At 40.3% G+C, this 21,805-nt stretch carries 23 protein-coding genes; 14 read left to right on the top strand and 9 right to left on the bottom strand.

What is annotated here, in order from left to right:
- Positions 1–4: 4 nt before the first annotated feature.
- Positions 5–616, bottom strand: a complete 612-nt coding sequence (locus ACHFIZ_RS07020) for a HupE/UreJ family protein (protein ID WP_410884234.1) — start codon at positions 614–616, stop codon at positions 5–7.
- A gap of 42 nt (positions 617–658) precedes the next feature.
- Here ACHFIZ_RS07020 and ACHFIZ_RS07015 point away from each other — a divergent pair, with 42 nt between their 5' ends.
- Positions 659–1,135 (top strand): DUF6702 family protein, encoded by a 477-nt coding sequence (locus ACHFIZ_RS07015; RefSeq protein WP_410884232.1) that lies wholly within the window; start codon positions 659–661, stop codon positions 1,133–1,135.
- Positions 1,136–1,353: 218 nt separating this feature from the next.
- On the opposite strand, the gene ACHFIZ_RS07010 is transcribed toward ACHFIZ_RS07015, so the two are convergent.
- The 4 genes from ACHFIZ_RS07010 to ACHFIZ_RS06995 all read right to left on the bottom strand — a co-directional run bounded on the left by ACHFIZ_RS07010 (position 1,354) and on the right by ACHFIZ_RS06995 (position 4,888).
- Complete coding sequence (locus ACHFIZ_RS07010; protein ID WP_410884230.1) at positions 1,354–2,397, bottom strand: hypothetical protein; 1,044 nt, start codon at positions 2,395–2,397, stop codon at positions 1,354–1,356.
- 109 nt (positions 2,398–2,506) lie between these two features.
- Positions 2,507–3,391, bottom strand: a complete 885-nt coding sequence (locus ACHFIZ_RS07005; RefSeq protein WP_410884228.1) for a class I SAM-dependent methyltransferase — start codon at positions 3,389–3,391, stop codon at positions 2,507–2,509.
- Positions 3,392–3,404: 13 nt separating this feature from the next.
- Positions 3,405–4,157: an ABC transporter ATP-binding protein gene (locus ACHFIZ_RS07000; protein WP_410884226.1), complete on the bottom strand. Its 753-nt coding sequence runs from the start codon at positions 4,155–4,157 to the stop codon at positions 3,405–3,407.
- Positions 4,154–4,888: an MlaE family ABC transporter permease gene (locus ACHFIZ_RS06995; protein WP_410884224.1), complete on the bottom strand. Its 735-nt coding sequence runs from the start codon at positions 4,886–4,888 to the stop codon at positions 4,154–4,156. Before ACHFIZ_RS06995 ends, ACHFIZ_RS07000 begins: the two co-directional genes overlap by 4 nt.
- Before the next feature lie 156 nt (positions 4,889–5,044).
- Between ACHFIZ_RS06995 and ACHFIZ_RS06990 the strand changes: the two genes are divergently transcribed.
- The 7 genes from ACHFIZ_RS06990 to ACHFIZ_RS06960 all read left to right on the top strand — a co-directional run bounded on the left by ACHFIZ_RS06990 (position 5,045) and on the right by ACHFIZ_RS06960 (position 12,236).
- Entirely contained in the window at positions 5,045–5,734 is a 690-nt protein-coding gene (locus tag ACHFIZ_RS06990; RefSeq protein ID WP_410884222.1) for an SDR family oxidoreductase, read from the top strand.
- Positions 5,735–5,750: 16 nt separating this feature from the next.
- Positions 5,751–6,404 (top strand): PspC domain-containing protein, encoded by a 654-nt coding sequence (locus ACHFIZ_RS06985; RefSeq protein ID WP_410884220.1) that lies wholly within the window; start codon positions 5,751–5,753, stop codon positions 6,402–6,404.
- Positions 6,405–6,406: 2 nt separating this feature from the next.
- Entirely contained in the window at positions 6,407–7,339 is a 933-nt protein-coding gene (locus tag ACHFIZ_RS06980; protein ID WP_410884218.1) for a LiaF transmembrane domain-containing protein, read from the top strand.
- A gap of 12 nt (positions 7,340–7,351) precedes the next feature.
- Positions 7,352–7,969 (top strand): RDD family protein, encoded by a 618-nt coding sequence (locus ACHFIZ_RS06975; protein ID WP_410884216.1) that lies wholly within the window; start codon positions 7,352–7,354, stop codon positions 7,967–7,969.
- A 29-nt stretch (positions 7,970–7,998) separates the two neighbouring features.
- The gene (ispG, locus tag ACHFIZ_RS06970) at positions 7,999–9,948 is read left to right on the top strand and encodes a (E)-4-hydroxy-3-methylbut-2-enyl-diphosphate synthase (RefSeq protein ID WP_410884214.1); all 1,950 of its coding nucleotides are present in this window, start codon (positions 7,999–8,001) and stop codon (positions 9,946–9,948) included.
- A complete protein-coding gene (locus ACHFIZ_RS06965; RefSeq protein WP_410884212.1) occupies positions 9,945–11,948 on the top strand; it encodes a glycoside hydrolase family 97 protein in 2,004 nt (667 codons plus the stop codon). The genes ispG and ACHFIZ_RS06965 overlap by 4 nt, the downstream gene beginning before the upstream one ends.
- An 87-nt stretch (positions 11,949–12,035) precedes the next feature.
- Positions 12,036–12,236 carry a hypothetical protein gene (locus ACHFIZ_RS06960; RefSeq protein ID WP_410884210.1) on the top strand — a complete coding sequence of 67 codons (201 nt, stop codon included), beginning with the start codon at positions 12,036–12,038 and terminating at the stop codon, positions 12,234–12,236.
- An 860-nt stretch (positions 12,237–13,096) separates the two neighbouring features.
- Here the strand turns inward: ACHFIZ_RS06960 and ACHFIZ_RS06955 are convergent.
- Both ACHFIZ_RS06955 and ACHFIZ_RS06950 read right to left on the bottom strand, forming a co-directional pair.
- A complete protein-coding gene (locus tag ACHFIZ_RS06955; RefSeq protein WP_410884208.1) occupies positions 13,097–14,227 on the bottom strand; it encodes a hypothetical protein in 1,131 nt (376 codons plus the stop codon).
- A gap of 6 nt (positions 14,228–14,233) precedes the next feature.
- Positions 14,234–14,866, bottom strand: a complete 633-nt coding sequence (locus tag ACHFIZ_RS06950; RefSeq protein ID WP_410884206.1) for an ATP-binding cassette domain-containing protein — start codon at positions 14,864–14,866, stop codon at positions 14,234–14,236.
- Positions 14,867–15,260: 394 nt separating this feature from the next.
- Here ACHFIZ_RS06950 and folE point away from each other — a divergent pair, with 394 nt between their 5' ends.
- From folE to ACHFIZ_RS06920, 6 genes are read left to right on the top strand one after another with little or no spacing between them, the layout of a single operon-like run.
- Entirely contained in the window at positions 15,261–15,944 is a 684-nt protein-coding gene (gene folE, locus ACHFIZ_RS06945) for a GTP cyclohydrolase I FolE (RefSeq protein WP_410884204.1), read from the top strand.
- Positions 15,941–16,657, top strand: a complete 717-nt coding sequence (locus ACHFIZ_RS06940) for an SDR family NAD(P)-dependent oxidoreductase (RefSeq protein WP_410884202.1) — start codon at positions 15,941–15,943, stop codon at positions 16,655–16,657. Before folE ends, ACHFIZ_RS06940 begins: the two co-directional genes overlap by 4 nt.
- Before the next feature lies 1 nt (position 16,658).
- Positions 16,659–17,297, top strand: coding sequence for a flavin reductase family protein (locus ACHFIZ_RS06935; RefSeq protein ID WP_410884200.1), 639 nt, complete (start codon positions 16,659–16,661; stop codon positions 17,295–17,297).
- 6 nt (positions 17,298–17,303) lie between these two features.
- Entirely contained in the window at positions 17,304–18,548 is a 1,245-nt protein-coding gene (locus ACHFIZ_RS06930) for an NAD(P)/FAD-dependent oxidoreductase (RefSeq protein ID WP_410884198.1), read from the top strand.
- On the top strand, positions 18,545–19,615 hold the full coding sequence (locus ACHFIZ_RS06925; RefSeq protein ID WP_410884196.1) for an oxygenase MpaB family protein: 1,071 nt from the start codon (positions 18,545–18,547) through the stop codon (positions 19,613–19,615). The genes ACHFIZ_RS06930 and ACHFIZ_RS06925 overlap by 4 nt, the downstream gene beginning before the upstream one ends.
- Before the next feature lie 5 nt (positions 19,616–19,620).
- Positions 19,621–20,298, top strand: a complete 678-nt coding sequence (locus tag ACHFIZ_RS06920; protein ID WP_410884195.1) for a MarR family winged helix-turn-helix transcriptional regulator — start codon at positions 19,621–19,623, stop codon at positions 20,296–20,298.
- A gap of 89 nt (positions 20,299–20,387) precedes the next feature.
- On the opposite strand, the gene ACHFIZ_RS06915 is transcribed toward ACHFIZ_RS06920, so the two are convergent.
- Both ACHFIZ_RS06915 and ACHFIZ_RS06910 read right to left on the bottom strand, forming a co-directional pair.
- Positions 20,388–21,092, bottom strand: a complete 705-nt coding sequence (locus ACHFIZ_RS06915; protein WP_410884193.1) for a VIT family protein — start codon at positions 21,090–21,092, stop codon at positions 20,388–20,390.
- Between the two features lie 4 nt (positions 21,093–21,096).
- Complete coding sequence (locus tag ACHFIZ_RS06910; protein WP_410884191.1) at positions 21,097–21,546, bottom strand: heme-binding domain-containing protein; 450 nt, start codon at positions 21,544–21,546, stop codon at positions 21,097–21,099.
- Between the last annotated feature and the right edge of the window lie 259 nt (positions 21,547–21,805).

The raw sequence follows: 21,805 nt of genomic DNA, 5'->3' as shown, positions 1-21,805 counted from the left end.
AGTTTTATAAAAGTGCCGGAAGCCGCTCAGCCGCCATGATAAACGAGATACCAAATATAGCTGAAGACAGGAAGAATGTCCAGTCCCATAGCCTAATTTTTACAATTGAAACTAAAATAAAGGCAAGGATTAGTGTGGCGATCACAATTATCACCTGCCCAACCTCTAAACCAATGTTAAAAGCGAACAATTCGGATACAATGTTAGTACTTTTTCCTAAAAGACTTTTTAAATAGTTTGAAAACCCCATGCCATGAATAAAACCAAAGGCCAGCGCCAGTATATACTTTAAATTTAAGCTTTTAGGCTTTGTTTTCTTGCTTAAGATATTAATAACTGCAGTAATTAGGATGGTTACAGGGATTAGAAACTCAATGATCTGCTTGTTGAAATGAACGATGTTTAGCACACTAAAAGCTAGAGTTATGCTGTGCCCAATGGTGAATGCCGTAATCAATACTAATACTTTCTTCCAATCTTTAAGGGTATATATCCCACACAGAGCGATCACAAACAGGATATGATCGTAACCATTCCAATCCAAAATATGGTGGAAGCCGAGGTCAAAGTACAAAGAGAAATCCTGCATTGGGGTATTATTCGTAATTTTGTTCAAAGATTGGAATCTATATCCACAAATTCTAATAGCTATTCAACTATGTTACCACGCTTGTTATTCATTTGGCTTTCCTTCTTTCACCCGTTTTACGTGAGCGTTACGGAAATTGAGCAAGTTCAAAAGACCCGGGTGGTACAGGTAAGCACCCGGATTTTTTTTGACGATCTGGAGAAGGCGATCGATAAAAAATATAAGATCAGCGTAAATATTTTGAAACCGAAAGATAGAAAAAAGGTAAATGAGTGCATTGCCGCTTATATAAACAGTCATTTAAAAGTGAGCGCCAATGGCCTGATTTTACCACTTCGGTTTATAGGTTACGAAATTGAAGAGGAGGCTGCCTGGTGTTATTTTGAATCGGATGCCGTTGCGCCAGTTAAGAAGTTTAGCATTCAGAATGATATATTGTACGAGCAGCACGATTCACAAATCAATATGATACATGCGATTGTTAATGGAAAGCGACAAAGTACTAAGCTTGATAACCCCTTCAGTAACGCAGAATTCAACTACTAATACTACAAAGTGATTATTGGCTCGATTACTAGTCTGGGTGTACCCACCCTGAATGAACACTCAAAGCGCGGTGAGGCCGCCTTTTGCCTAAGCAAAAGGCGGCCTCACCGCGGCCTCACTGCGGAAGCATGGCGGCCTCACTCAAAGCACAACCCGACTTCATAGTTACTGCGTTCGAGGCCGTGTATGTATTCTTGGAAAATATACTTAAATAATTCTTACTGATATTGAATATAGATCGGAGCAGGCTTAAGTTTTAACAGCTCCTCTGGAGTCATCAAACGGTTTGGTGCTTTCTTCAAATCGTTTTTGTAGAACAATTTAAATCCTGTAAATTGAACCGGTTCAGAGAAGATAAAATGACGGTAAGTACCAATTTTTAAATCAGGCTCACCCCATCCATCCATATGAATTACAATTTGAACTTCTGGACGCAATTTAATGCTTTTGTAGTTCGTTAGCATCTTTTTAGTGAAACGGTGTACCACAAAAACCTTTGGGGGCAGGTTATATTTCTTAACAAGATTAGTCAAGTATTCTGCGCAATAATTTACGTCAGCAGCGTCATAAGTTCCGATTTTTTTGCCCGGAAGAGTTCCGTCTTTCATAGAAAATTCGGGATCAATACCTAAGTGTACGTTTGGCAGCTGAAGGTATTTTTCTATCCTTGGTAACTCAGCTTTTAGGTTGCTTAAGGCCACTTGAAGGTCAAGAAAAACAATGGCATTATGCATCTTGGCAATTTTCATCACTGAGTCAATCTGATTGTTACCCATGCGATTAATGTATTTTCCGTCTTTTCCAGGAGTACCACTCGCCACTGCTGCGATATAATGTACACCAGCCTGAACAGGAGTTGAAGGATCTGCTTTTTCCCAATGCTTGATCTCTTTGTTTAAGCGACTCCACATTTCTTTTGGAGCATATTCTCCAAGAGCACCCATTTTTTTAGAGTGCAGGTTCCCATAATAAACAACGATTCTCTTAAATGGAAGAATTGCACCTGCCAATGGATAGGGTTGGTTTTTTACCGGCCACCTTCCTGTGGTATCACCATTGGCCAGTCGTTTGATTTTGGCGTTATATTTAGCGGTGTCAACTGGGTCTCGGGTTGTTCCAACTTGAGGTACAGCTGTTGAATCGCCTTTCACAGTGATAGAATCCTTACCACTTGTCTTTTTGGTCTCTGATGTGCAACTGGTAGATAAGCCGATAGAGATAATTCCGACCATAAGCATCGCTGCTAGTTGAGGTAACTTCATTTTAAGATTTGTTTTTTTTGGTAAAATAGTGCATCAAAACAGTTTGATGGCAGTTTAATAAATTGCTACAAGTATAACACTCCTATAACGAATTTAAAAGTGGTTCAGTTTATAAAAACTTATTGAATTTACCAAACACCCCTAAAGGCAATTTAATACCAGAGGTAGCTTGTAAATAAAGCTCACCAGTTTCCAGGTTCTGCACCTGTGGGTAAGAGGTTTTAATTAGGTTTTCTACTATTACTGATGAGAAACCAAGAGAATAGGTGTTGAGGATTAAGAAGTGTTCTTCCTCATCCAACAATTGCACTACATCATGCATCATTTCCTGAATGTGGTCTTCCAATTTCCATTTTTCTCCATTTGGACCATGACCGAAAGCAGGTGGATCTAAAATGATTCCATTGTACTTTTTGCCTCTTTTAAGCTCTCTTTTTACAAATTTAAGGGCGTCTTCCACTACCCAGCGCACATCCTTTAGTTTCGATAATTCCTGATTCTCATTGGCCCAGTTCACTACTTGTTTTATGGAATCCACATGGGTGGTATCGGCTCCGGCTGCTTTTGCTATGAGTGAAGCAGCTCCAGTATAGGCGAAGAGGTTGAGGACCTTGGGACTGGAACATTTGAATTTCTTTATGGATGAGGAGATATAATCCCAGTTTACTGCCTGCTCTGGAAATACGCCCACATGTTTAAAGGAAGTTAAGCCAAGCCTCAAATTGATGGTTACTTCATCGTTTGAGTATGCAACATTCCAACGATCTGGAAGATGGGCTGAGCTTTTTAACCATTCGCCTGAAGTTGCGGAGCGCCCTTTAAATTTGATGTGGGTTTGCTTCTTCCAATCATGCTCGGAAAGCGTCTTTTTCCAAACTGCCTGAGGCTCTGGTCTGGATAAAACAAGATTTCCAAAGCGTTCCAGCTTTTCAAAATCCCCGCAGTCAATCAGTTCGTAATCTTTCCAATGCGTGGGTGTTAACAGGCTTATCATAAATTGTGGTGTGTTAAAATTTTCCTTTCGCTGCTTTCATAAAGCGGCTAGCGAAAACAAAGTCGTTTAGTTCTTCAACATCAGTGTGGGCAATTTCTTTATTAGAGCCTTCCCAAAATTTCTTTCCTTCGTGCAAGAAAAGGATGTAATCCCCAATACCCATTACTGAGTTCATATCATGTGTTACTACAATTGTGGTGGTATTGTATTCTTCGGTAAGCTCTTTGATCAGTTCATCAATCACGATAGATGTTTTTGGATCAAGTCCTGAATTGGGCTCATCGACAAACAAATATTTTGGATTCATGGCAATTGCTCGAGCTATGCCTACCCGCTTTTTCATCCCCCCAGATAATTCAGCAGGGTACAGTTTGTTTTTACCTTCGAGGTTTACCCGTTCCAAACAAAAGTTGGCACGATCCAGTTTCTCGCTAACGCTTTGCTCGGTAAACATATTCAAGGGAAACATGATATTGTCTTCAACTGTCATGGAATCAAACAGGGCCGAACCCTGGAAGAGCATTCCAATTTCTTTTCGGATCTCGATCTTTTCTTCGAAATTCATGCTGGTAAACTCACGACCGTCATAATTTACGATTCCGTCTTCAGGACGGTGGAGGCCAACCATGCATTTTAGAAGGGTTGATTTACCGGATCCTGAACCACCGATGATCAGGTTAGTTACACCAGCTTCGAACGTTCCGGAGATGCCTTTAAGTACGTCGTTATCACCGAAGGATTTGCGAATGTCTTGAATCTCGATCATAGTAATAACTGGGTTACAAGGTAATCACAAACAAGGATAGAAATGCAACTTACTACAACTGCTCTTGTACTTGCCTGAGCCACCTCTAATGCGCCACCTTTTACGTAAAAGCCTTCATAAGCAGGAACTGAAGTGATGATGAATCCGAAAACGAAAGCTTTTGTTAAAGCAACAACAATGGTGTAAGGATTGAAATCTGTAGTGATACCTTCAATATATTCAGAAGGAGATACTGCACCCGAAAGTGTACCCCCAAGATACCCACCTGCAATGCTTAAGAACATAGACATGATTACCAATAATGGAACCATGGTAATACCGGCGATGATTTTAGGAAGGATTAGGTAGCCAGGAGAATTGATGCCCATGATCTCCAGGGCATCGATTTGCTCACTTACCCTCATCGTTCCAATCTCTGAAGAGATGGCAGAGCCGATCTTGCCTGCCAGTACGATAGCTGTAATGGTGGGACTTAACTCTAATATACTTGAATCTCTGTTTACTGAGCCAATAATAGTTTTTGGAATAAAGTCACTTACCAACTGAAAGGCAATTTGTAGCGTCATTACTGCACCAATGAAGGTGGAGATGATTGCAATTAAACCCAGGGAGCCTACACCAATGAAATTCATTTGAGTGAATATGGCTTTCATGTAAATCTTAAACTTTTCCGGTCGTCTAAATACCGCCTTTAGAAGAAGTAGGTATTTGCCAAAGTTGGTGAAATTCATTCTTGAAAAATTTAGCTATAGGTACTTGAGCAATATTATTACAAAGAAACAATAAAAACTTGAATGACCTTATAGACTTTTCTAACAAAACTTTGTTCTCAAAGTTTTTGGCTGTGGTCGTTTTTTGTATTATTGCTTTCTAAACTTAATAACCATATGAACGCAGTAATCACTGGAGGGACAAGAGGGATCGGCAGGGCTATCGCACTCAAATTAGCCGCAAAGGGATACAACCTAAGCATCTGTGCAAGAGATGAAGAAGCACTTTTTCAGTTGAAGATGGATTTGGAAATCATGGGTATTCAGGTGTTTGTATTCAAAGCGGATATGGCGGTAAAAGCAGAAGTTTACGCCTTTTGCGAAGCCGTCAAAAGCAGGATGCTTGAAGTTGATGTATTGGTTAACAACACTGGGAGTTTTTTGACAGGGAGTTTGTTAAATGAGCGTGACGAACAATTTGAACAAATGCTGCATATCAATTTGAATGCTAGCTATTACTGCGGAAAATTTTTCGGTAAAATGATGCGTGAACAGCGGTTTGGACATGTTTTTAACATCTGCTCTGTTGCTAGTAAACAAATTGCTGAAAATGCCGGGAGCTATAGTGTAACTAAAGCTGCAATGTTTAGTCTTAGTAATGTATTTCGGGATGAGTTATCAAAATACAACGTTAAGGTTACAGCCATTTTGCCGGGTTCAACACTAACATCCTCATGGGAAGGGACTTCAATTCCAGAAGGACGTTTTGTAAAGCCGGAAGATATTGCCGAAACTATTTGGAGTGTCTTAAACTTAAGCAGTAGTGCAAATGTTGATGAGATAACGATCAAACCAGTACAGTTTTAATCAAGGAGGGAAGATAATGGAAAAGAGATTATTTAGAAATGAGTACGAAAAAGTGATCGGAGGAGTATCGTCCGGAATCGCTGAGTACATGGAGGTTGATGTAACGATAATCAGGTTGTTATTTGTATTGTCGACGATTTTCTTAGTGGGTACGGGTGTATTGGTTTACATCGTGATGTGGATTGTGGTTCCCGTAAATAACGATCCTGCTAAGCGTTTCGCTAAATTTAATGAGTATAATAAAGGTTTTACGAATCCATTTGAAAACAAGTCAAATTCACAAGGGTGGACGTCACCGTCAATGAATGCTGATCCCTTTAAAACGGGAAGAGATGACGCAGAGTTCAGGCCAATAAAGAAAAGTACGGAGACCGGAAAAACGGTGGCAGGGCTTGTTCTATTGGTCATAGGAATTTATTTCTTGATGAATGAGTTTAACATCATACCTTTTTGGTTTAACGCAAGTAAAATGTGGCCATTGGTCTTTGTTGCGGTTGGCGTAAGTTTTTTACTAAAAGCTAAGAATAAAAATGCCTGGGAGGAATGGAAAAAGCAACAGGAGACTGGGGCTGCGTTTACAGAAAAGCCTGCAGAGGAACCTATAATTCCAGCTACACCTGTTGAGGAGGCGCCTAAAGTAGACGACAGATTTACCAAAAAAGATATATAACGATGAAATTAGATAGAATAATGTGGGGTATTGTACTGCTTTTTATAGGTAGCGTACTTCTTTTGGAAAACTTTAATGTTATAGAATTTTATTGGGGCAGTGTATGGCGTTTCTGGCCTATCTTTTTAATTATTGCTGGGGTAAATATCCTCTTCTCCAAAAGTAAATCACAAGTTGGCGGATACATATCAATCGGCGTTTTGGTGGTCATGCTTGGTGTTCTTTTTTACCGGGGAACGCAGGTGCCTCAATCGGAAAAGGAAAAGAATTTCAGCATGGAGTTTGATAACGATGATGACGGAGGAGATGTTAAAATGCAGTCGTTCGATCTTCCATTCGATGATGCTGCAGGAAAGAAAACCGTCTTAAATATCAGTGGCGGAGGAACATCCTACACTTTAGAAGGAGAGACAGATAGTTTGTTCACCGCTGCCGTTAAAAACAAAGGTGCTGCATTCTCTTTGATGAATAATTTGCAGGATAGCTTGAGGACGGTGACCTTCAAGATGAACAATAAAAAGAACTGGAACATGGGTGAAGGGGGAAATGATGTCAATATACACCTGAATACTAAACCGATATGGGAGATGCACCTTAACATGGGTGCCGGCGAAATAAACTTTGACCTTAGCCCTTATCAAGTCCGTGAATTCAACTTCGATGGTGGCGCTGCGGCTCTTGACATTAAGTTTGGTGATATTTTGCCTATCGCTGATGTTCGAATAAAGACTGGTGTTGCTGATGTAAAGCTAAGTGTACCAACAAACTCTGGTTGTAGAATCACCACAAAAAGCGGATTGTCGTCTAAAGACTTTGAAGGTTTTATCAAATTGAAAGATGGCATTTATGAAACGTCTAACTATAGTACTTCGACAAAAAAGATATTCATCAGTTTAAACGGTGGATTGAGTAACTTTGAGGTGAAGAGATATTAGTAAGACGAAGCAATGCATGACAATGATGTTGACTATACTGTTGTAATAAACGGAAAGCCTGAAGGGCCATTTGAACTTGCGGCATTAAAGGACCTAAAGATTCGAACCTCTACATTTATTAGAAAGCCCGGTATGGATGATTATAAAGAAGCTCACGAGTTCCCGGAACTACGTGAGCTTCTTGGTTTTACCTACCAGCAAACTGCGCCTCAATATTTCGCTTCTTTTGATCAGCGTTTGCTGGCTTCTGTTATTGATTATTTTTTACTGACTATTGGATACGTACTTCTTGTATTAATTGCTTTTGTTTTTGTGGAGGAGAAAGTACAGCGTATTGGGCTAGCTCTGGCAGGGATTCCATTGATACCTCTGGCAAAGTTTATTTATAGTAGTGTTGCGGAAGCCTCCGAAAAACAAGCCACCTGGGGAAAGCGATTGATGAATATCAAGGTGACCGACTTGATGGGAAATCCCATTAAAATAGATGTTTCTTTTGGCAGGAATGCGGCAAAAGCTTTGTCTGTAGCTCCCGTGTTTTTCGGCTACCTCTATAGTTTTCTTAATAAAAAGCAGCAATGCTTTCATGATATTATTGCAAATACATTGGTGATAAAGGATAGATTAATTTAATTTTTATCTTTGTGCCACATCAACACACAATGGAAGGGTATAGTAACAGTTTAACTAGTTATTCAAGGTTTTTGACGAGGGAAGTTCAAATCGGTGATATCCCAATGGGAGGGTTGAATCCAATCAGGATACAATCAATGACCACTACTGATACCATGGATACCATAGGAACGGTAGAGCAGACCATTAGAATGGTTGAATCTGGGTGTGAGTACGTCCGCATCACTGCGCCCAGTGTAAAAGAAGCTGAGAACTTAGCTAACATTAAGAAAGAACTTCGCTACCGTGGCTATAATGTGCCATTGGTTGCCGATATCCACTTTACACCGAATGCGGCAGAATCAGCGGCAAGGATCGTGGAGAAAGTTCGAGTTAATCCTGGAAATTACGCCGATAAAAAGCGTTTTGAGAACATTGATTATACGCAGGCTGCTTATCAGGCAGAGCTTGATAGGATTTATAAGAAGTTTACCCCTCTTGTAAAGATCTGTAAGGAATATGGAACGGCAATGAGAATTGGTACGAACCATGGATCATTGTCTGACCGGATTATGAGTCACTATGGTGATACCCCCAGGGGAATGGTCGAGTCTGCTATGGAGTTCATCCGCATGTGCGAAGACCAGAATTACTACAACCTGGTGATTTCGATGAAGGCAAGTAATACGCAGGTGATGGTTCAGGCGTATAGGTTACTGGTAGAAACCATGGTGAAGGAGGGGATGAATTATCCTTTGCATTTAGGCGTGACTGAAGCTGGTGATGGAGAAGACGGTCGTATTAAATCTGCTGTTGGTATAGGGACTTTGCTGGAAGATGGTCTGGGAGATACGATCAGAGTGTCTCTAACAGAAGATCCTGAGTTTGAAGCACCGGTGGCAAAAGCGCTGGCTTTAAGATATGAGCAGCGTGCCCTGGCTTTAGGTACTGAGGTTTCTGCTAAGGTTGAATCCATAAAAGTGCTTGACTTGCCTTATAGTCCATATGAATATTCGAGAAGGCATACTGTTCCGGTAGGACATATTGGTGGACATTATCATCCTGTAGTGATGCTGGATGTATCATTAGAAAATCTGAAAAATCCTTACTTTTTAGGTGCTGTAGGGTACAAGTATAGTGCGGGACTTGATAAATATAATATAGCCGATCAGGCTTGCGACCTGGTTTACCTTGGAGACAATCTACCATCGTTTTCTTTCCCCGGTAATTTAAAGCAGATTTATAACGCTACTACCTGGGCTGGTTTGGTAGACAAGAACAACTGTCACCCGCTGTTTTCTTTTAGCGAATATCTGATTGCTGGAATTAAAGACGAGCAGTTGAATTTGGTAAGGATTAACACCGATGAGGCTTGTAATATAGATTTTGCTCATTTAGATTCATCAGTTGTAATTGTTTTGGAGACTGATGCGATTCACGGCATGGCTGCTCAAAGAGCTTTCTTCGTTTCGTTGATTAGAAGTGGCGTTGAAATTCCTGTGATCATCAAAAGATCGTACGTGGGTTTGAATGCTGATGATTTAATGCTTTACTCTGCAACCGATGTTGGCGCGCTATTTACAGATGGCTTAGGTGATGGAATATGGGTTAAAGCAGATACTGCAGTCGGATTGTCTTTAGTAAATTCTACAAGTTTTGGGATTTTGCAGGCTACACGCACCAGGATCTCGAAAACAGAGTATATATCTTGTCCGAGTTGTGGACGTACGCTTTTTGACCTTCAGGAAACGACTCAACTCATTCGTTCAAGGACAGATCATTTAAAAGGAATTAAGATTGGAATTATGGGTTGTATTGTAAACGGTCCAGGCGAGATGGCTGATGCCGATTATGGGTATGTAGGTACGGGGCCTGATAAGATTACACTTTATCGTGGGAGAGAAGTGGTTAAGAAAAATGTGAATTCTACACGAGCATTAGATGATTTGATCGACTTGATCAAAGAGGATGGCAAGTGGATTGAAGTAAGTCAGATATGAGGATAGTCAGCCAGATCTTAGTGATCGTTTTAACTTGTTCGTCGCTTTCTCTTGTTGCCCAAAAGAAAGCTTATTTGAAGTCGCCAGACGGTAGAATAGTGTTTTCTTTCCTGTTAAAGAAAGAAGGGCCGAGCTATACCGTTGCTTACAAGGGCAAGATCCTCATTGCCGATTCAGAGCTAGCTATGGACTTCAAGGATGGAGGTCGCTTTGCTGCTAACCTTTCGTTATTAAAAACTACTTCTATTTCAAAGGAAGAGCAGTATGAATTGCCTATTGGTAGAGCCCGGAACATTACCAGTCGGTTTAATCAGCTTACGCTCCCGTTAAAGGAACAATCCAGTCTAGGAAGGCAAATCAATATCGTTGTACGGTTATTTAACGATGGCCTGGCATTCCGGTATGAGTTTCCAAAGCAGGACAATTGGGCTGACTATGTCCTTAAAGAAGAACGGAGCAGCTTTCACCTTGTTGGAAATCCAAAAGTCAGGACACTTTTGTTCGGAAGAGATTATAAAAGCAGCCACGAAGGGTTATATCAAAAGATGACTTTGGATAGGCTTCCTGACAATAATTTAATGGATTTACCTGCGCTGTTTGAATATCCCGAAAAAGTATATGTTGCCATCACAGAGGCTAGCTTGAGAAACTATTCTGGAATGTATTTGGTAAAAGAAAATGGTATTTTGAGAAGCCAGCTTACTCCGCTACCGGGTGAGAAGGATATTACGGTAAAAGCAGTTCTGCCGCATCATACGCCTTGGCGAGTGGTTATGATTAGCGATAGGCCAGGTACATTCTTAGAGTCGAACATCCTGACCAATCTAAATGAACCCACAAAGCTAAAGGACCTTTCCTGGTTGAAGCCTGGAAAAACGTCCTTCCATTGGTGGAATGGAGATGTGGTTCCTGATTCGACTTTTGCACCCGGTGTAAACTTTGAAACCAATAAGTACTATATTGATTTTTGTGCGCGGAATAATATTGAGTATCACTCTGTAATTGGGTATGGAGGATTTGCCTGGTATCCAAATAACTGGGCGAGTTACGCGGACCAGGGCACTTATTCTGATGTTACAAAAACCGTAGCCTCTCTGGATATGCAGCGAATCTGTGACTACGCAAAAAGTAAAGGTGTAGCTATTCATGTTTGGATAAATTGGAAAGCCTTATATCCACAGTTGGAAGCTGCTTTTACACAGTTCGAAAAGTGGGGTATTAAAGGAATGATGGTCGATTTTCTGGATCGCAGTGATCAGGAGATGGTAAATATTCAGGAAGAGATTCTGGAACGTGCTGCAGCTCATCATCTTTTTATTCAGTTTCACGGCGCGTTTAAGCCAACAGGTTTAAATAGAACGTATCCGAATGAATTTACCCGAGAAGGTACGTTTAATTACGAGCAGAACAAGTGGTTGGTAAATCCGATTACTCCTGATCATGACCTGGATATTGCGTTTACAAGAATGATTGCGGGGGCTAGTGATTACCATTTGGGAGGTTTTAGAGCAGTTAAGCCAAGCGATTTTAAGCCTAAGTACATCAGGCCTACAATGGTTGGGACGAGGACGCATATGTTGGCAATGTACGTCGTGCTAGAAAGTTATTTAAATATGGTTGCAGACTATCCGCAAGCCTACGAAGGTGAGCCAGGTTTCGATTTTATTCAAAAGGTACCGACAGTTTGGGAGGAAACCAAAGTGATAAATGCAGAACTCGATGGTTTTTTAACTATTGCAAGGAAGCATAAGAATGAATGGTATGTTGGGACTATAAATAGTAGCTCAGGCAGATCAATCGATATTCCTTTAAATTTTTTGGAGAAGGGGGAGTATAGAGCGGAGATTTATATGGATGCAGAAGACTCAGCAGAACAACCAAATCATTTGGTTATGCTTGAGAAGATGATAAAGAAAGGTGAATTGTTAACAGTAAAACTTGCACCAGGTGGGGGTTGTGCGATAAGGATTTTTAAGAGTGACCCCAATACTGGGAAGTAATCATCCCTCCACTGTTCGTTGTAAGTCTTGGGGTAGTTTTTAAAAACTACCGGCATTGTAGTTTGTTAATCATTAAAATAGTAAGTTATGGAAACGAAGAAAAAACCAGATCCTTTTCAACCTAAAGGTCCCAGAGATGGGTTAGACAATACGGGGACTCAAGGTGCAGATTCATTAAAAGATGATGGCTATGTCGGATCCTCAGACAAGGATGTTGACAATACCCATGAAGATGGTACTGGTAGCTCCTCGGAAGATTTTCACGATAGGCCAATTGACAAACAGTAAAGGGGTTTTCTTTTAGAAAATTTTCTGTATTTCCAAGACATAACAAGACAAATTTATCCTTCATTTTGGAAGTAATGCTGTAATTGCTCCTCAAAACCCCTTGGTTTATTAAACTCACCTTTGCTTCTGAGTGTTGAAAGTTCCGTGTAAAATGTTTCACTTAATAAAGATTTTACTTCCTCCGCTGAAAATGCCATCGTTAATCTTTAAAACAGTAATTATTATAGCTCCTCTGGTGCCCCCAAATTTCAATAAGTCGAATCGCTATTACGTCATTAGGAGATTGCCTTGATGGACTTCTGATTCTACTTCTCCATCCTGCTTAGAAAAATCAATCGTTAGCGTATAATTTGTGTTTTCTACTGCGATATCGTCTAGTCTTAAGTTGCAAGTGTCTATAACGGCGTTATTGGGCTATTGAAAACGGATGATAGCGGGCTAGTGTACACTAATTTTTCTTCTGGGAGCGCAGTTTGATATATTCCCTCGACTCTCAGATTTCCTGTTGGATTTTAAATATCTTCAAATAGGTACTTAACTTTTCCGCTTTCCTAAATTTCGATGAAGCTTCATTAGCGAGATTTGATGCAAATTATGGAGTCGAGTTCTCCGCCAAGAACCCGAAAGCTTTCATGAACAGGATTAAAAATTATAGACTTGTTTATATTAATCAACGAAACTTTCAAATCTTTATGGTCTATTTCTATAATGATAAAGATCAAAGGTTTATTGAAGACTTCATTGAGACAAACCCCCATATTCTTGAGCTCAAAATGGTAAATGATTGTTTATTAGCTGATAGACTGCCTTTGGTTCTAATAGTTTATTTTTCAACTCACCAATACCAATTATACGGATCGCTATGAATAACTGATAGTATGGTTTGGTCTAAAGTAGTGTGTGTAGAATATCGTAAACCCCGCAACAGTGTTGAATGCAAATAGCAGCCAAAGCTGGTCGAACATGATCGTGTAAAACTGTAAGACAAACAAACAGAATGTCCAAATCAGGTATCTATAGATTTGTAATCCGGTTAGATAGACTAAAGACCTAAATAGTAGGGATATGCTCAGAGAAAGTAGTGTGATTTTGATCGCAACTTCCAGATTGGTTGTTGTTAAAAGCCAAATCAGTTCAGGTAAGAGAATAAATACAAACATGATGATGAAATTTACTATAATATGCAGTGGATGATAGGGCATATTACGCGAAAATCTGAGATAAGTCTCTTTAAAATGATGGTCTTTGTAAATTATGAAACTGTGGGTTATTGCCACTCCAAGCATAATAATACCCATTATTCTCTCATCATCGACATCCTCCTTGAATCCGTTATATATTCCAATGATCACTAATAGTGAGCATAATTTAGTTAGTGTCAGGGAGAGTTGAAGTTTTCTTCCCAAGTAATAAAGAAACAGTGAAGGATACGGTTTCTTCCAGTGTCCAGTTAACTTCCCAACTATAGATTTTTTTTCAGGCACTTGAACTTTGTTTAGTTGGTGCAGGTAAATCAAAGCACTAATGATAATTAAAATCAGGATATAGATTAAGGTGATCAGCGGTATAAGATTGGCTTTAAAAAGAACACCTAAAATTGTCGCAAAAAGCCAGTAACCAACCAAGGGTAAAGAGATCACCAATTGCATGAAGAATAAACTTATGAATTGCTTTTCTTTACTGCTCGCGTTGAAACTGTAAAATAGAAACTGATTCGTTTCATCCTTTAGCTGTTTAATCACATATCTCCAGCTTTTTATGGTGTAGAAAAAAAAGAGCACAAAAACCAGCAGCATGACTATTGGACTAACGATGAAGGTCATCATGAGCATCAAGTGATAAAATACAGATTGTTCAGGAGGGTAAACCCCAGCAGTTTTTATGAAGAAGCAGTAGCTTATTACAGATACATAGCTGAATAATAGAAAGCCTGAATTTTCTCTGTAAAAACGCCAGGATAATACTTTTAAAAGAACTCTTGTGATATCCATGCCTCATTAGATAAATTGTACCGTTTGATCTGAAACAATCAACCCTGCTGTTATTTTTAGCCTCTCTGCTTCAAGTATTTGGTGAGAGGCAATTATAAAACTGCAACCTTCAACCTGATGTCTTTCTTTTATCCAACTATACAAAATTTGTAGGGATTCGGTATCAATGGTTATCAGTGGCTCATCAAGAAGAATCAATAATGGATGACCAAGAAACGCCAATACGAGGGACAATTTTTTAAGCATTCCGCTTGAATAGCTTCCAAGTTCATCGTCAATGTAACTACCCATCATCATTTCGGAAATATATTTCTCTGCTTGGTTCGAATGACTGGATTTAGCTGAGGCAAACATTTTAACCATTTCATATCCCGTTAAAAATTCTGGGTATATAGGTTCAGCAGGAGCAAAGTTTACCCTAGTGCGATAGGCTATAGCATCTTTTTTTAGGCTGAACTTTTCATTTAAGAGCACATTCCCATGGAAATGAAGGATACCTGCTAATGACTTCAATAAGGTGCTTTTGCCGCTGCCATTTGTTCCTTTGAGAGAGAATATGCCATTTGGTAGATTCAGTTCTGGAACGGTTAAAACTGGAAGATTCTGATACTTTTTGTGGTAGTCTAAAATTCTGAGCATACAGCAGTTAGAGTTAATAAGACCGTGTATTGTTACTGACCTATGATGTTGATTGCAAGCATTTTGATACAATTGCAAAATCAATGGAAAGATCCTATTCAAAGGCGACCTGTGTTTACAGGTAATTGTAACCTCGTGATCTGTTGCTACCTAAGCTAAAAGTTCCTGCAGATTGAAATTTTGAAACTCAAAATCTAGTTTTAGATAACAGATAATGTTGATGCCGGAAATAACAAGTATTAAATGTGTTTGTTTCATTAATTGTTCATTCTGCTTGAAACTTATTTATTCCAAAGGACACCATTGAATATATACAATATTGCATAATTATTATTAATGTAATACGATATTGTATTACATTTGAACGATTTGTCTTTCGACTATAAAAAATCTCATGATAAATAATAACACAATAAGTATTTTAAACATTGAACAGGCTATTAGTGATATCGAAATGGAACACCATAGCTCGTCTTTCGATACCCCGATGCGTGCGGATGCATTTGTGTTGGATGATGATAGGAAAATTAACCTCATCGCACAACACTTTAGCAGCATAATGGAAATATTGGGTATGGATCTTGAAGACGACAGTTTAAAAGACACACCCAAGCGGGTAGCTAAAATGTATGTGAAAGAAATATTTAGTGGCCTCAATCCAGAGAATAAACCTGTCCCAACGTTGTTTAATAATCCTTTTAAATACAATCAGATGCTTGTGGAAAGGAATATTTCTGTATTCAGCAATTGTGAACACCATTTTGTTCCAATCGTTGGTAAAGCACACGTTGCCTATATCAGCAACGGAAAAGTGATCGGACTCTCCAAATTGAATAGGATCGTCCAGTTTTGTTCTCAACGACCTCAGGTACAGGAAAGACTGACTATGCAGATCGCCAACATGCTTAAAGAGGCTTTGGGAACAGAAGATGTTGCTGTGATTGTAGATGCACATCACCATTGTGTATCAAGTCGCGGAATCAGGGATTCAGGTAGTACAACACTTACCGCTGCGTACAGTGGCAAATTCTCAGAAACTGAAACCAGGAATGAATTTCTTAAATATATAGGCTCATGAATTTTGAAGGAAAAAATATCCTGATTGTTGGAGGAAGTTCAGGTATAGGTCTTTCATTGGTACAGCTATTACATGCGCATAAAGCGAATGTATATGTGATTTGCAGATCCGCTTCGGAAGAATGGCCAAACGATGTAAAATATCTGCAGGCTGATGTAACTGGAGATCTTGATGCTGTTGAGGCCTTTCTTCCCGAGCAATTGCAAGGGCTGGTGTACGCCGTCGGAAGTATCACCCTAAAACCCTTTAACCGGCTCAGCGTAGACGACTTTTTAAACGACTATCAGTTAAGTGTTTTGGGAGCAGCGAGAGTAATCCAACATGCGCTTAAGTCAATTAAAAACGCCGCAGGTTCTTCTATTGTACTAATCAGCTCTGTTGCCGCCAAAATTGGAATGCCCTACCACGCAAGTGTGGCTGCTGCAAAAGGGGCAGTTGAAGGAATGGGATTGAGCTTGGCAGCTGAACTAGCTTCCCAAAAAATAAGGGTAAATGTAGTTGCGCCGTCGTTGACGAATACCCCTATGGCCGAAAAGCTATTGAGCTCGGCTGACAAGCAGGAAGCATCTGCTAAAAGACATCCTTTAGGTCGTTATGGACAGCCAGAAGACATCAGCAACGCAATTGCTTTTTTGTTGTCCGACGATAGCAGTTGGATGACCGGTCAAGTAATCGGTATTGATGGAGGAATGGGTAATCTAAAGCCGAGTTGAGATGATCAGCATTAGCAGTGAACAGATCTACCAGTTAGATAAAGCGTATAGAACGAGTTTGATTAACAGCCTGATTGGTTATCGTTCTTTAAATCTTTTAGGAACAGTTAATGATCAGGGCATTACGAATCTTTGTGTAGTCAGCTCCGTATTTCATCTGGGTGCAAATCCGCCGCTTTTGGGTTTGGTAATGCGGCCCCAACGAGAGCATAATGATACCCTTCGTAACATTAAATCTACAGGGCAGTTTACGCTTAACAACGTACTCCCTTCCTGGTATATGCAAGCACATCAAACAAGTGCCAGTTATCCCTCTGGGGTTTCTGAGTTTGATAGTTGCGGTTTCAAAGCGCATTATATGGAGTCTTTTCAAGCTCCTTTTGTAGCAGAGTCTACCATCCGCATTGGCCTGGAGTTGCGCGAAGTAATTGATATGGAAATCAACGGAACCACAATTATCATAGCGGAGATCGTTCAGATTTTAACTAATGATGCATTGATAGGAGCCGATGGAACGGTGGACCACATTATTGCGGAAACAGTTACAGTGGCTGGCTTGGATGCCTATTTTCTTCCAGAATCTCTGGGAAGGCTAGCCTACGCTAAACCTGAAATGGCGCCCGGGTCACTAACAATCTAGATAACAATGGAAAAAGATGCTGAGGTTATTATTGTAGGTGCTGGTTTGGCAGGTCTGACAGCGGCAAAGGTTTTAAAGGCGGTTGGCAAGTCGATGCTTTTGCTAGAAGCCGCTGATGTAGTAGGTGGTAGGGTTCGTACCGACGCATTTAATGGTTTTTTGATGGATAGGGGGTTCCAGGTGTTACTTACAGCTTACCCGGAAACAAAACGGTTTTTAGATTATAAAGCATTGAACCTTTGTACGTTTGATCCAGGCGCACTAATCCTTGGAGCTGACGGTAACACAGTTATCGGTGATCCCATGAGGAAGCCAGCTTCCTTGATGGAAACATTGCGCTCGCCGGCAGGTACGTTTGCCGATAAGTTGAGGATGTTGAAATTAAAGATTAAACTGCGCCTTAAATCTATTGAGGCAATATTCTCAACAACCGAAACTACGACCATAGCCTATCTTGAAAATCAAGGCTTCAGTGAAAAGATAATCAGCCAATTCTTTAGGCCCTTTATGACTGGAATATTTTTGGAAGACAGGTTGAGTACCTCAAGCAGGATGTTCGAATTTGTATTCAAGATGTTTAGTGAGGGGAATGCAGCCATCCCTGCCGCAGGTATGGGACAGATACCCTTGCAACTGGCAGAAGGATTATCTCCGAATGACATTCTGTTCCGTAAACGGGTGACCGGAGTTGAAGGCGGAATCGTTAGTGCCGATGACGGAACCAGTTATCAGGCGGATTTTGTACTAATTGCCACCGAAGAATCTGCAATTCCTTTTCCATTTGAAAAAAGAGCCGCGAATTATCATTCGGTTACCAACATGTATTTTACTTCAGATAAAAGGCCATTTGAAATGCCATTAATTGCTTTGAATGCGATGCCCGGCAGACTGGTTAACAATATTGCGGTCATGAATCAAATTTCTCCTGCTTATTCTAAAAGCGGCGACTCCTTGATATCACTTTCGCTCATTGGTGATCACAGTCAGAAGGATCAAACTAAACTCCAGTCAAGCGCAATTGACGAGCTTAAATTCTGGTTTCCGGAGGCAGTCTACTGGAAGCACCTAAAAACCTACCATATTGATTACGCGTTGCCCAATGATGACAAGGTTACGAATAACTTAAAAACTATGCGTTTAAATCCCCAGTGTTTTGTATGTGGCGATCATCTCATGAATGGCTCCATAAATGCTGCAATGAAAAGCGGAAGATTAGCTGCTGAAGCTATTATAAACGAGATGAAACAATGATGAATCAAGCTAAGGTTTATAAGGACGAATTGCTCAACGGTAAAAGATCATTGGGTGATCCTCCAGTGGATGAGTTCATCAAGAATGTATTTGCGGACAACGCAAAGAAGCTTCAGCTGCAACAGTGGTTAAGTACTAAGGCAGACCCAGAACATTTTGCATTGTTTAAGGCAGCATATCCAGATGTTGATTTTATCACTCAAGCCAGCGATCTACCTCAATGGGCCGATCCTAAGCTAATGAAAGCCGGCTCGGTTTTCTTTGCTGTGCATGCTGAAATGATCATGAGTTTGCTCGGTCTGTTATCCCTCCCGTATTGCTATACTGCAGCTAACGGGGCGATGGTGCTCTATCTATCCGAATTGATAAGAAAACAGACTACGAAAAGATTATATGATACTGCAATTTTCGTTTGGGAAGTGATGGCCCCTGATGCATTTAGTAAACATGGAAATGCTTGCCAAGAAATCCTTAAAATACGAATCATGCATGCTGCTGTTCGTCACTATACGCTTCAAAGTAACAAATGGGATGACTCTTGGGGTCTCCCCATTAATCAGGAAGATATGGCAGGAACCAACCTTTCATTTTCGCTAATCGTGATGCGTGGACTTCGGATGCTTGGCTTCAAAGTAAGTCCGCAGGAGCAGACAGCGTTTATGCATGTATGGGCGGTTATTGGTTATTTGATTGGCCTGGATAAGGATCTTATACCAGAAAACACCAAGATAGCCCAGATACTGGATCGTTCTATTAAAGACCGTCAGTTTTGTGCTTCTACCCCTGGAAAGGAATTGACTCAGTCGCTCACGGACCATATTTTAAAGGTTAACAAAAGCTCGGCTACTGCGGACGATATATTGGGACTCATGCGGTATTTACTCGGAACAGAAATAGCCGACATGCTTTCGATTAAGGCACCAGAACTTCCAGGTTACAAAATAACGTTGCTCAGAGCGATTAATTATCTAAAGGGTTTTAAGCCAGATGGCGATACCCAGCAAAATTACAAAGTTGCATATGCTAAATTTAAAAAGCAGAGTGCAGCTCATGTAGAAAAATCTTAACTCATATGAAATCTTACCAACTCATTCATAAATTAGTAGACCTTGTCCATCAAATGGAAGAAGAAAACCATGGTCGCGAAATTTCTCTCGGCGACTTTACAGGGTTTTTGCTGAATACGGTCGGAGACAATTCAGGCAGTTCTGTTAATGCAGAATCGAGATTCGGCGACAATGATAGCCATGCTTTAGAGATTGCTTATCAGCTGGATAACAACATCGCACGGTTGTTTGTATTGATGAGCCGTTATGCGAAGTCTTACATTAAAAAGGCACTTGATGGCACACCTTTGCAAACAGCCGAGGATTTTACCGCATTGGCTACCCTGCTAACTCACACTCACTTGTCGAAAAGCGAACTGATTGCGCACAACCTACAGGAAAAAACTTCTGGCACGGAAGTAATCAGGCGCCTCGTGGCATCGGGACTGGTTCGTCAATGGGACGATGTGAAGGATAAGAGGAGCAAGCACATTGCCATTACAAATGAAGGGAAGGAGCTGCTATATCAGGTGTTTGTTGACATGAATCACGTCGGTAAAATGATTACCGGAAAGCTAACTATAGCCGAGAAATTTACGTTGCAGTACCTTTTACAGAAGCTAGAAAACTTCCATTTGGAACATTATGAAAAGAAAACGATTATGACCAAAGCAGATTTAAGGGAGTTTGCAGTAAGTATTTGATATAGTTAGCTGATAATTACTATCATGCAGTTGATTATAGTTTACTGTGACAGGAGAATAAATATATAAAACTTACTTCGTAATACAGCTCAAGCAATGCTAGTCCCAAATAAATGACCAACAACTGCCGTTATTGCCATTGCTGCGGTCCCCCAAAAAGCGATTCTCAATACGGCAGTTTTGAGGTATGAACCACCTGTTTGAGCAGCGATCGCCCCAAGAAGCATTAAAAAAATAATTGAGAGCACATACTGAATATACACCATGTAGGCTAAAGGTGCCAAAATTGAAACCACTAATGGCAATAACGCTCCAAAAATAAACGATCCAAAAGAAGCCAGCGCGGCTTGTAAGGGCCTGGCTGAGGTAATTTCATTGATCCCAAGTTCATCTCTTGCATGCGCCTCAAGGGCATTGTGTTTACTCAGTTGTATTGCCACCTGATGCGCAAGCTCCGCATCCAGCCCACGAGATACATAAATCTCTGCCAGTTCGGCTAATTCTGACTCTGGCATTTCCGATAGTTCTTGTTGTTCTCTTTTTAAATCTGAATTTTCGGAGTCTGCCTGAGAACTTACAGAAACATATTCTCCAGCCGCCATCGACATGGCGCCCGCGATGAGTCCTGCCAGAGCGGCTAGTATAATAGTATCTCTATCTGTGGAAGCCGCTGCGACCCCAATTACGATACTCGTAGTGGAGAGGATACCATCATTTGCCCCCAATACTGACGCCCTGAGCCAACCTATACGCGTAACGAAGTGTTTTTCTGCAGAATCATGTTTTGCCTCCATGACCCTACTTGATGGTTTTCTGGAGATCTTTTGCCCAAGCGATTATTCTGTTTTTCTCCTGAGGAGATAACACAGCTTTTGTATGTATTAATGTATACGAACGCAATGGCATTTCATCTTGCTCAATCATTTCCACAACTTCATCAAGCTTGTGTTTTTTCTTTTTAGCAGTATAACTATTGAATTCATCAAAGTTTATTTCTTGCTTGCCATCTTTTACGTGATTATCTAGCCACCATGCAAAAGGCTGGACTTTACTGTACCAAGGATATACGGTATTGTTGGAATGGCAATCGTAACAACTGGTTTTAAGCAGTCCCTTAATGTCCTCAGGAATGGTATAATGTTTTTCAATTGCATTTGTAGAAACTGTAGTCGCAATATTTTTCTCTGGCGTGAATAACTGGATTATTAATAGTAAAATAGCTAAAACAAAAAGTAATTTCCTGATCATGATTGATGTTATAATTGATTAAATAATGTACTATAATCAAAAGTTCCCACTTAATTAGAGCCCTGCCTTTCCATTTTGATAGGATGGCATTAGGTTAAACGCGGTTGAATTCCTTCCTAATATTAACATTTTAAGTTGAGGGTACAATGCGTAGGACAATTTTGTTGATAAAATTACAAATCCTGCTCCCCCGTCTACAGACAGAGTGATCAGGTTTTTCACGATGGGTAATGTGCTTAAGGGCAGTAACTGATCCGGT

The organism is Pedobacter sp. JCM 36344 (genome assembly GCF_046546555.1).
Classification (GTDB): Bacteria; Bacteroidota; Bacteroidia; order Sphingobacteriales; family Sphingobacteriaceae; genus Pedobacter.
This window is presented reverse-complemented; position numbering and strand designations above follow the sequence as displayed.

What these genes read in the sequence shown, in the direction of transcription:
- ACHFIZ_RS06940 (WP_410884202.1), top strand. Translation starts at nt 15,941, where the DNA reads ATGAATTTTGAAGGAAAAAATATCCTGATTGTTGGAGGAAGTTCAGGT.
- ACHFIZ_RS06980 (WP_410884218.1), top strand. Translation starts at nt 6,407, where the DNA reads ATGAAATTAGATAGAATAATGTGGGGTATTGTACTGCTTTTTATAGGT.
- ACHFIZ_RS06955 (WP_410884208.1), bottom strand. Translation starts at nt 14,227, where the DNA reads ATGGATATCACAAGAGTTCTTTTAAAAGTATTATCCTGGCGTTTTTAC.
- ACHFIZ_RS06915 (WP_410884193.1), bottom strand. Translation starts at nt 21,092, where the DNA reads ATGGAGGCAAAACATGATTCTGCAGAAAAACACTTCGTTACGCGTATA.
- ACHFIZ_RS06935 (WP_410884200.1), top strand. Translation starts at nt 16,659, where the DNA reads ATGATCAGCATTAGCAGTGAACAGATCTACCAGTTAGATAAAGCGTAT.
- ACHFIZ_RS06990 (WP_410884222.1), top strand. Translation starts at nt 5,045, where the DNA reads ATGAACGCAGTAATCACTGGAGGGACAAGAGGGATCGGCAGGGCTATC.
- ACHFIZ_RS07005 (WP_410884228.1), bottom strand. Translation starts at nt 3,391, where the DNA reads ATGATAAGCCTGTTAACACCCACGCATTGGAAAGATTACGAACTGATT.
- ACHFIZ_RS07015 (WP_410884232.1), top strand. Translation starts at nt 659, where the DNA reads ATGTTACCACGCTTGTTATTCATTTGGCTTTCCTTCTTTCACCCGTTT.
- ACHFIZ_RS06930 (WP_410884198.1), top strand. Translation starts at nt 17,304, where the DNA reads ATGGAAAAAGATGCTGAGGTTATTATTGTAGGTGCTGGTTTGGCAGGT.
- folE (WP_410884204.1), top strand. Translation starts at nt 15,261, where the DNA reads ATGATAAATAATAACACAATAAGTATTTTAAACATTGAACAGGCTATT.
- ACHFIZ_RS06910 (WP_410884191.1), bottom strand. Translation starts at nt 21,546, where the DNA reads ATGATCAGGAAATTACTTTTTGTTTTAGCTATTTTACTATTAATAATC.
- ACHFIZ_RS06975 (WP_410884216.1), top strand. Translation starts at nt 7,352, where the DNA reads ATGCATGACAATGATGTTGACTATACTGTTGTAATAAACGGAAAGCCT.
- ACHFIZ_RS06920 (WP_410884195.1), top strand. Translation starts at nt 19,621, where the DNA reads ATGAAATCTTACCAACTCATTCATAAATTAGTAGACCTTGTCCATCAA.
- ACHFIZ_RS06950 (WP_410884206.1), bottom strand. Translation starts at nt 14,866, where the DNA reads ATGCTCAGAATTTTAGACTACCACAAAAAGTATCAGAATCTTCCAGTT.
- ACHFIZ_RS06960 (WP_410884210.1), top strand. Translation starts at nt 12,036, where the DNA reads ATGGAAACGAAGAAAAAACCAGATCCTTTTCAACCTAAAGGTCCCAGA.
- ACHFIZ_RS07010 (WP_410884230.1), bottom strand. Translation starts at nt 2,397, where the DNA reads ATGAAGTTACCTCAACTAGCAGCGATGCTTATGGTCGGAATTATCTCT.
- ACHFIZ_RS06925 (WP_410884196.1), top strand. Translation starts at nt 18,545, where the DNA reads ATGATGAATCAAGCTAAGGTTTATAAGGACGAATTGCTCAACGGTAAA.
- ACHFIZ_RS07000 (WP_410884226.1), bottom strand. Translation starts at nt 4,157, where the DNA reads ATGATCGAGATTCAAGACATTCGCAAATCCTTCGGTGATAACGACGTA.
- ACHFIZ_RS06995 (WP_410884224.1), bottom strand. Translation starts at nt 4,888, where the DNA reads ATGAATTTCACCAACTTTGGCAAATACCTACTTCTTCTAAAGGCGGTA.
- ispG (WP_410884214.1), top strand. Translation starts at nt 7,999, where the DNA reads ATGGAAGGGTATAGTAACAGTTTAACTAGTTATTCAAGGTTTTTGACG.
- ACHFIZ_RS06965 (WP_410884212.1), top strand. Translation starts at nt 9,945, where the DNA reads ATGAGGATAGTCAGCCAGATCTTAGTGATCGTTTTAACTTGTTCGTCG.
- ACHFIZ_RS06985 (WP_410884220.1), top strand. Translation starts at nt 5,751, where the DNA reads ATGGAAAAGAGATTATTTAGAAATGAGTACGAAAAAGTGATCGGAGGA.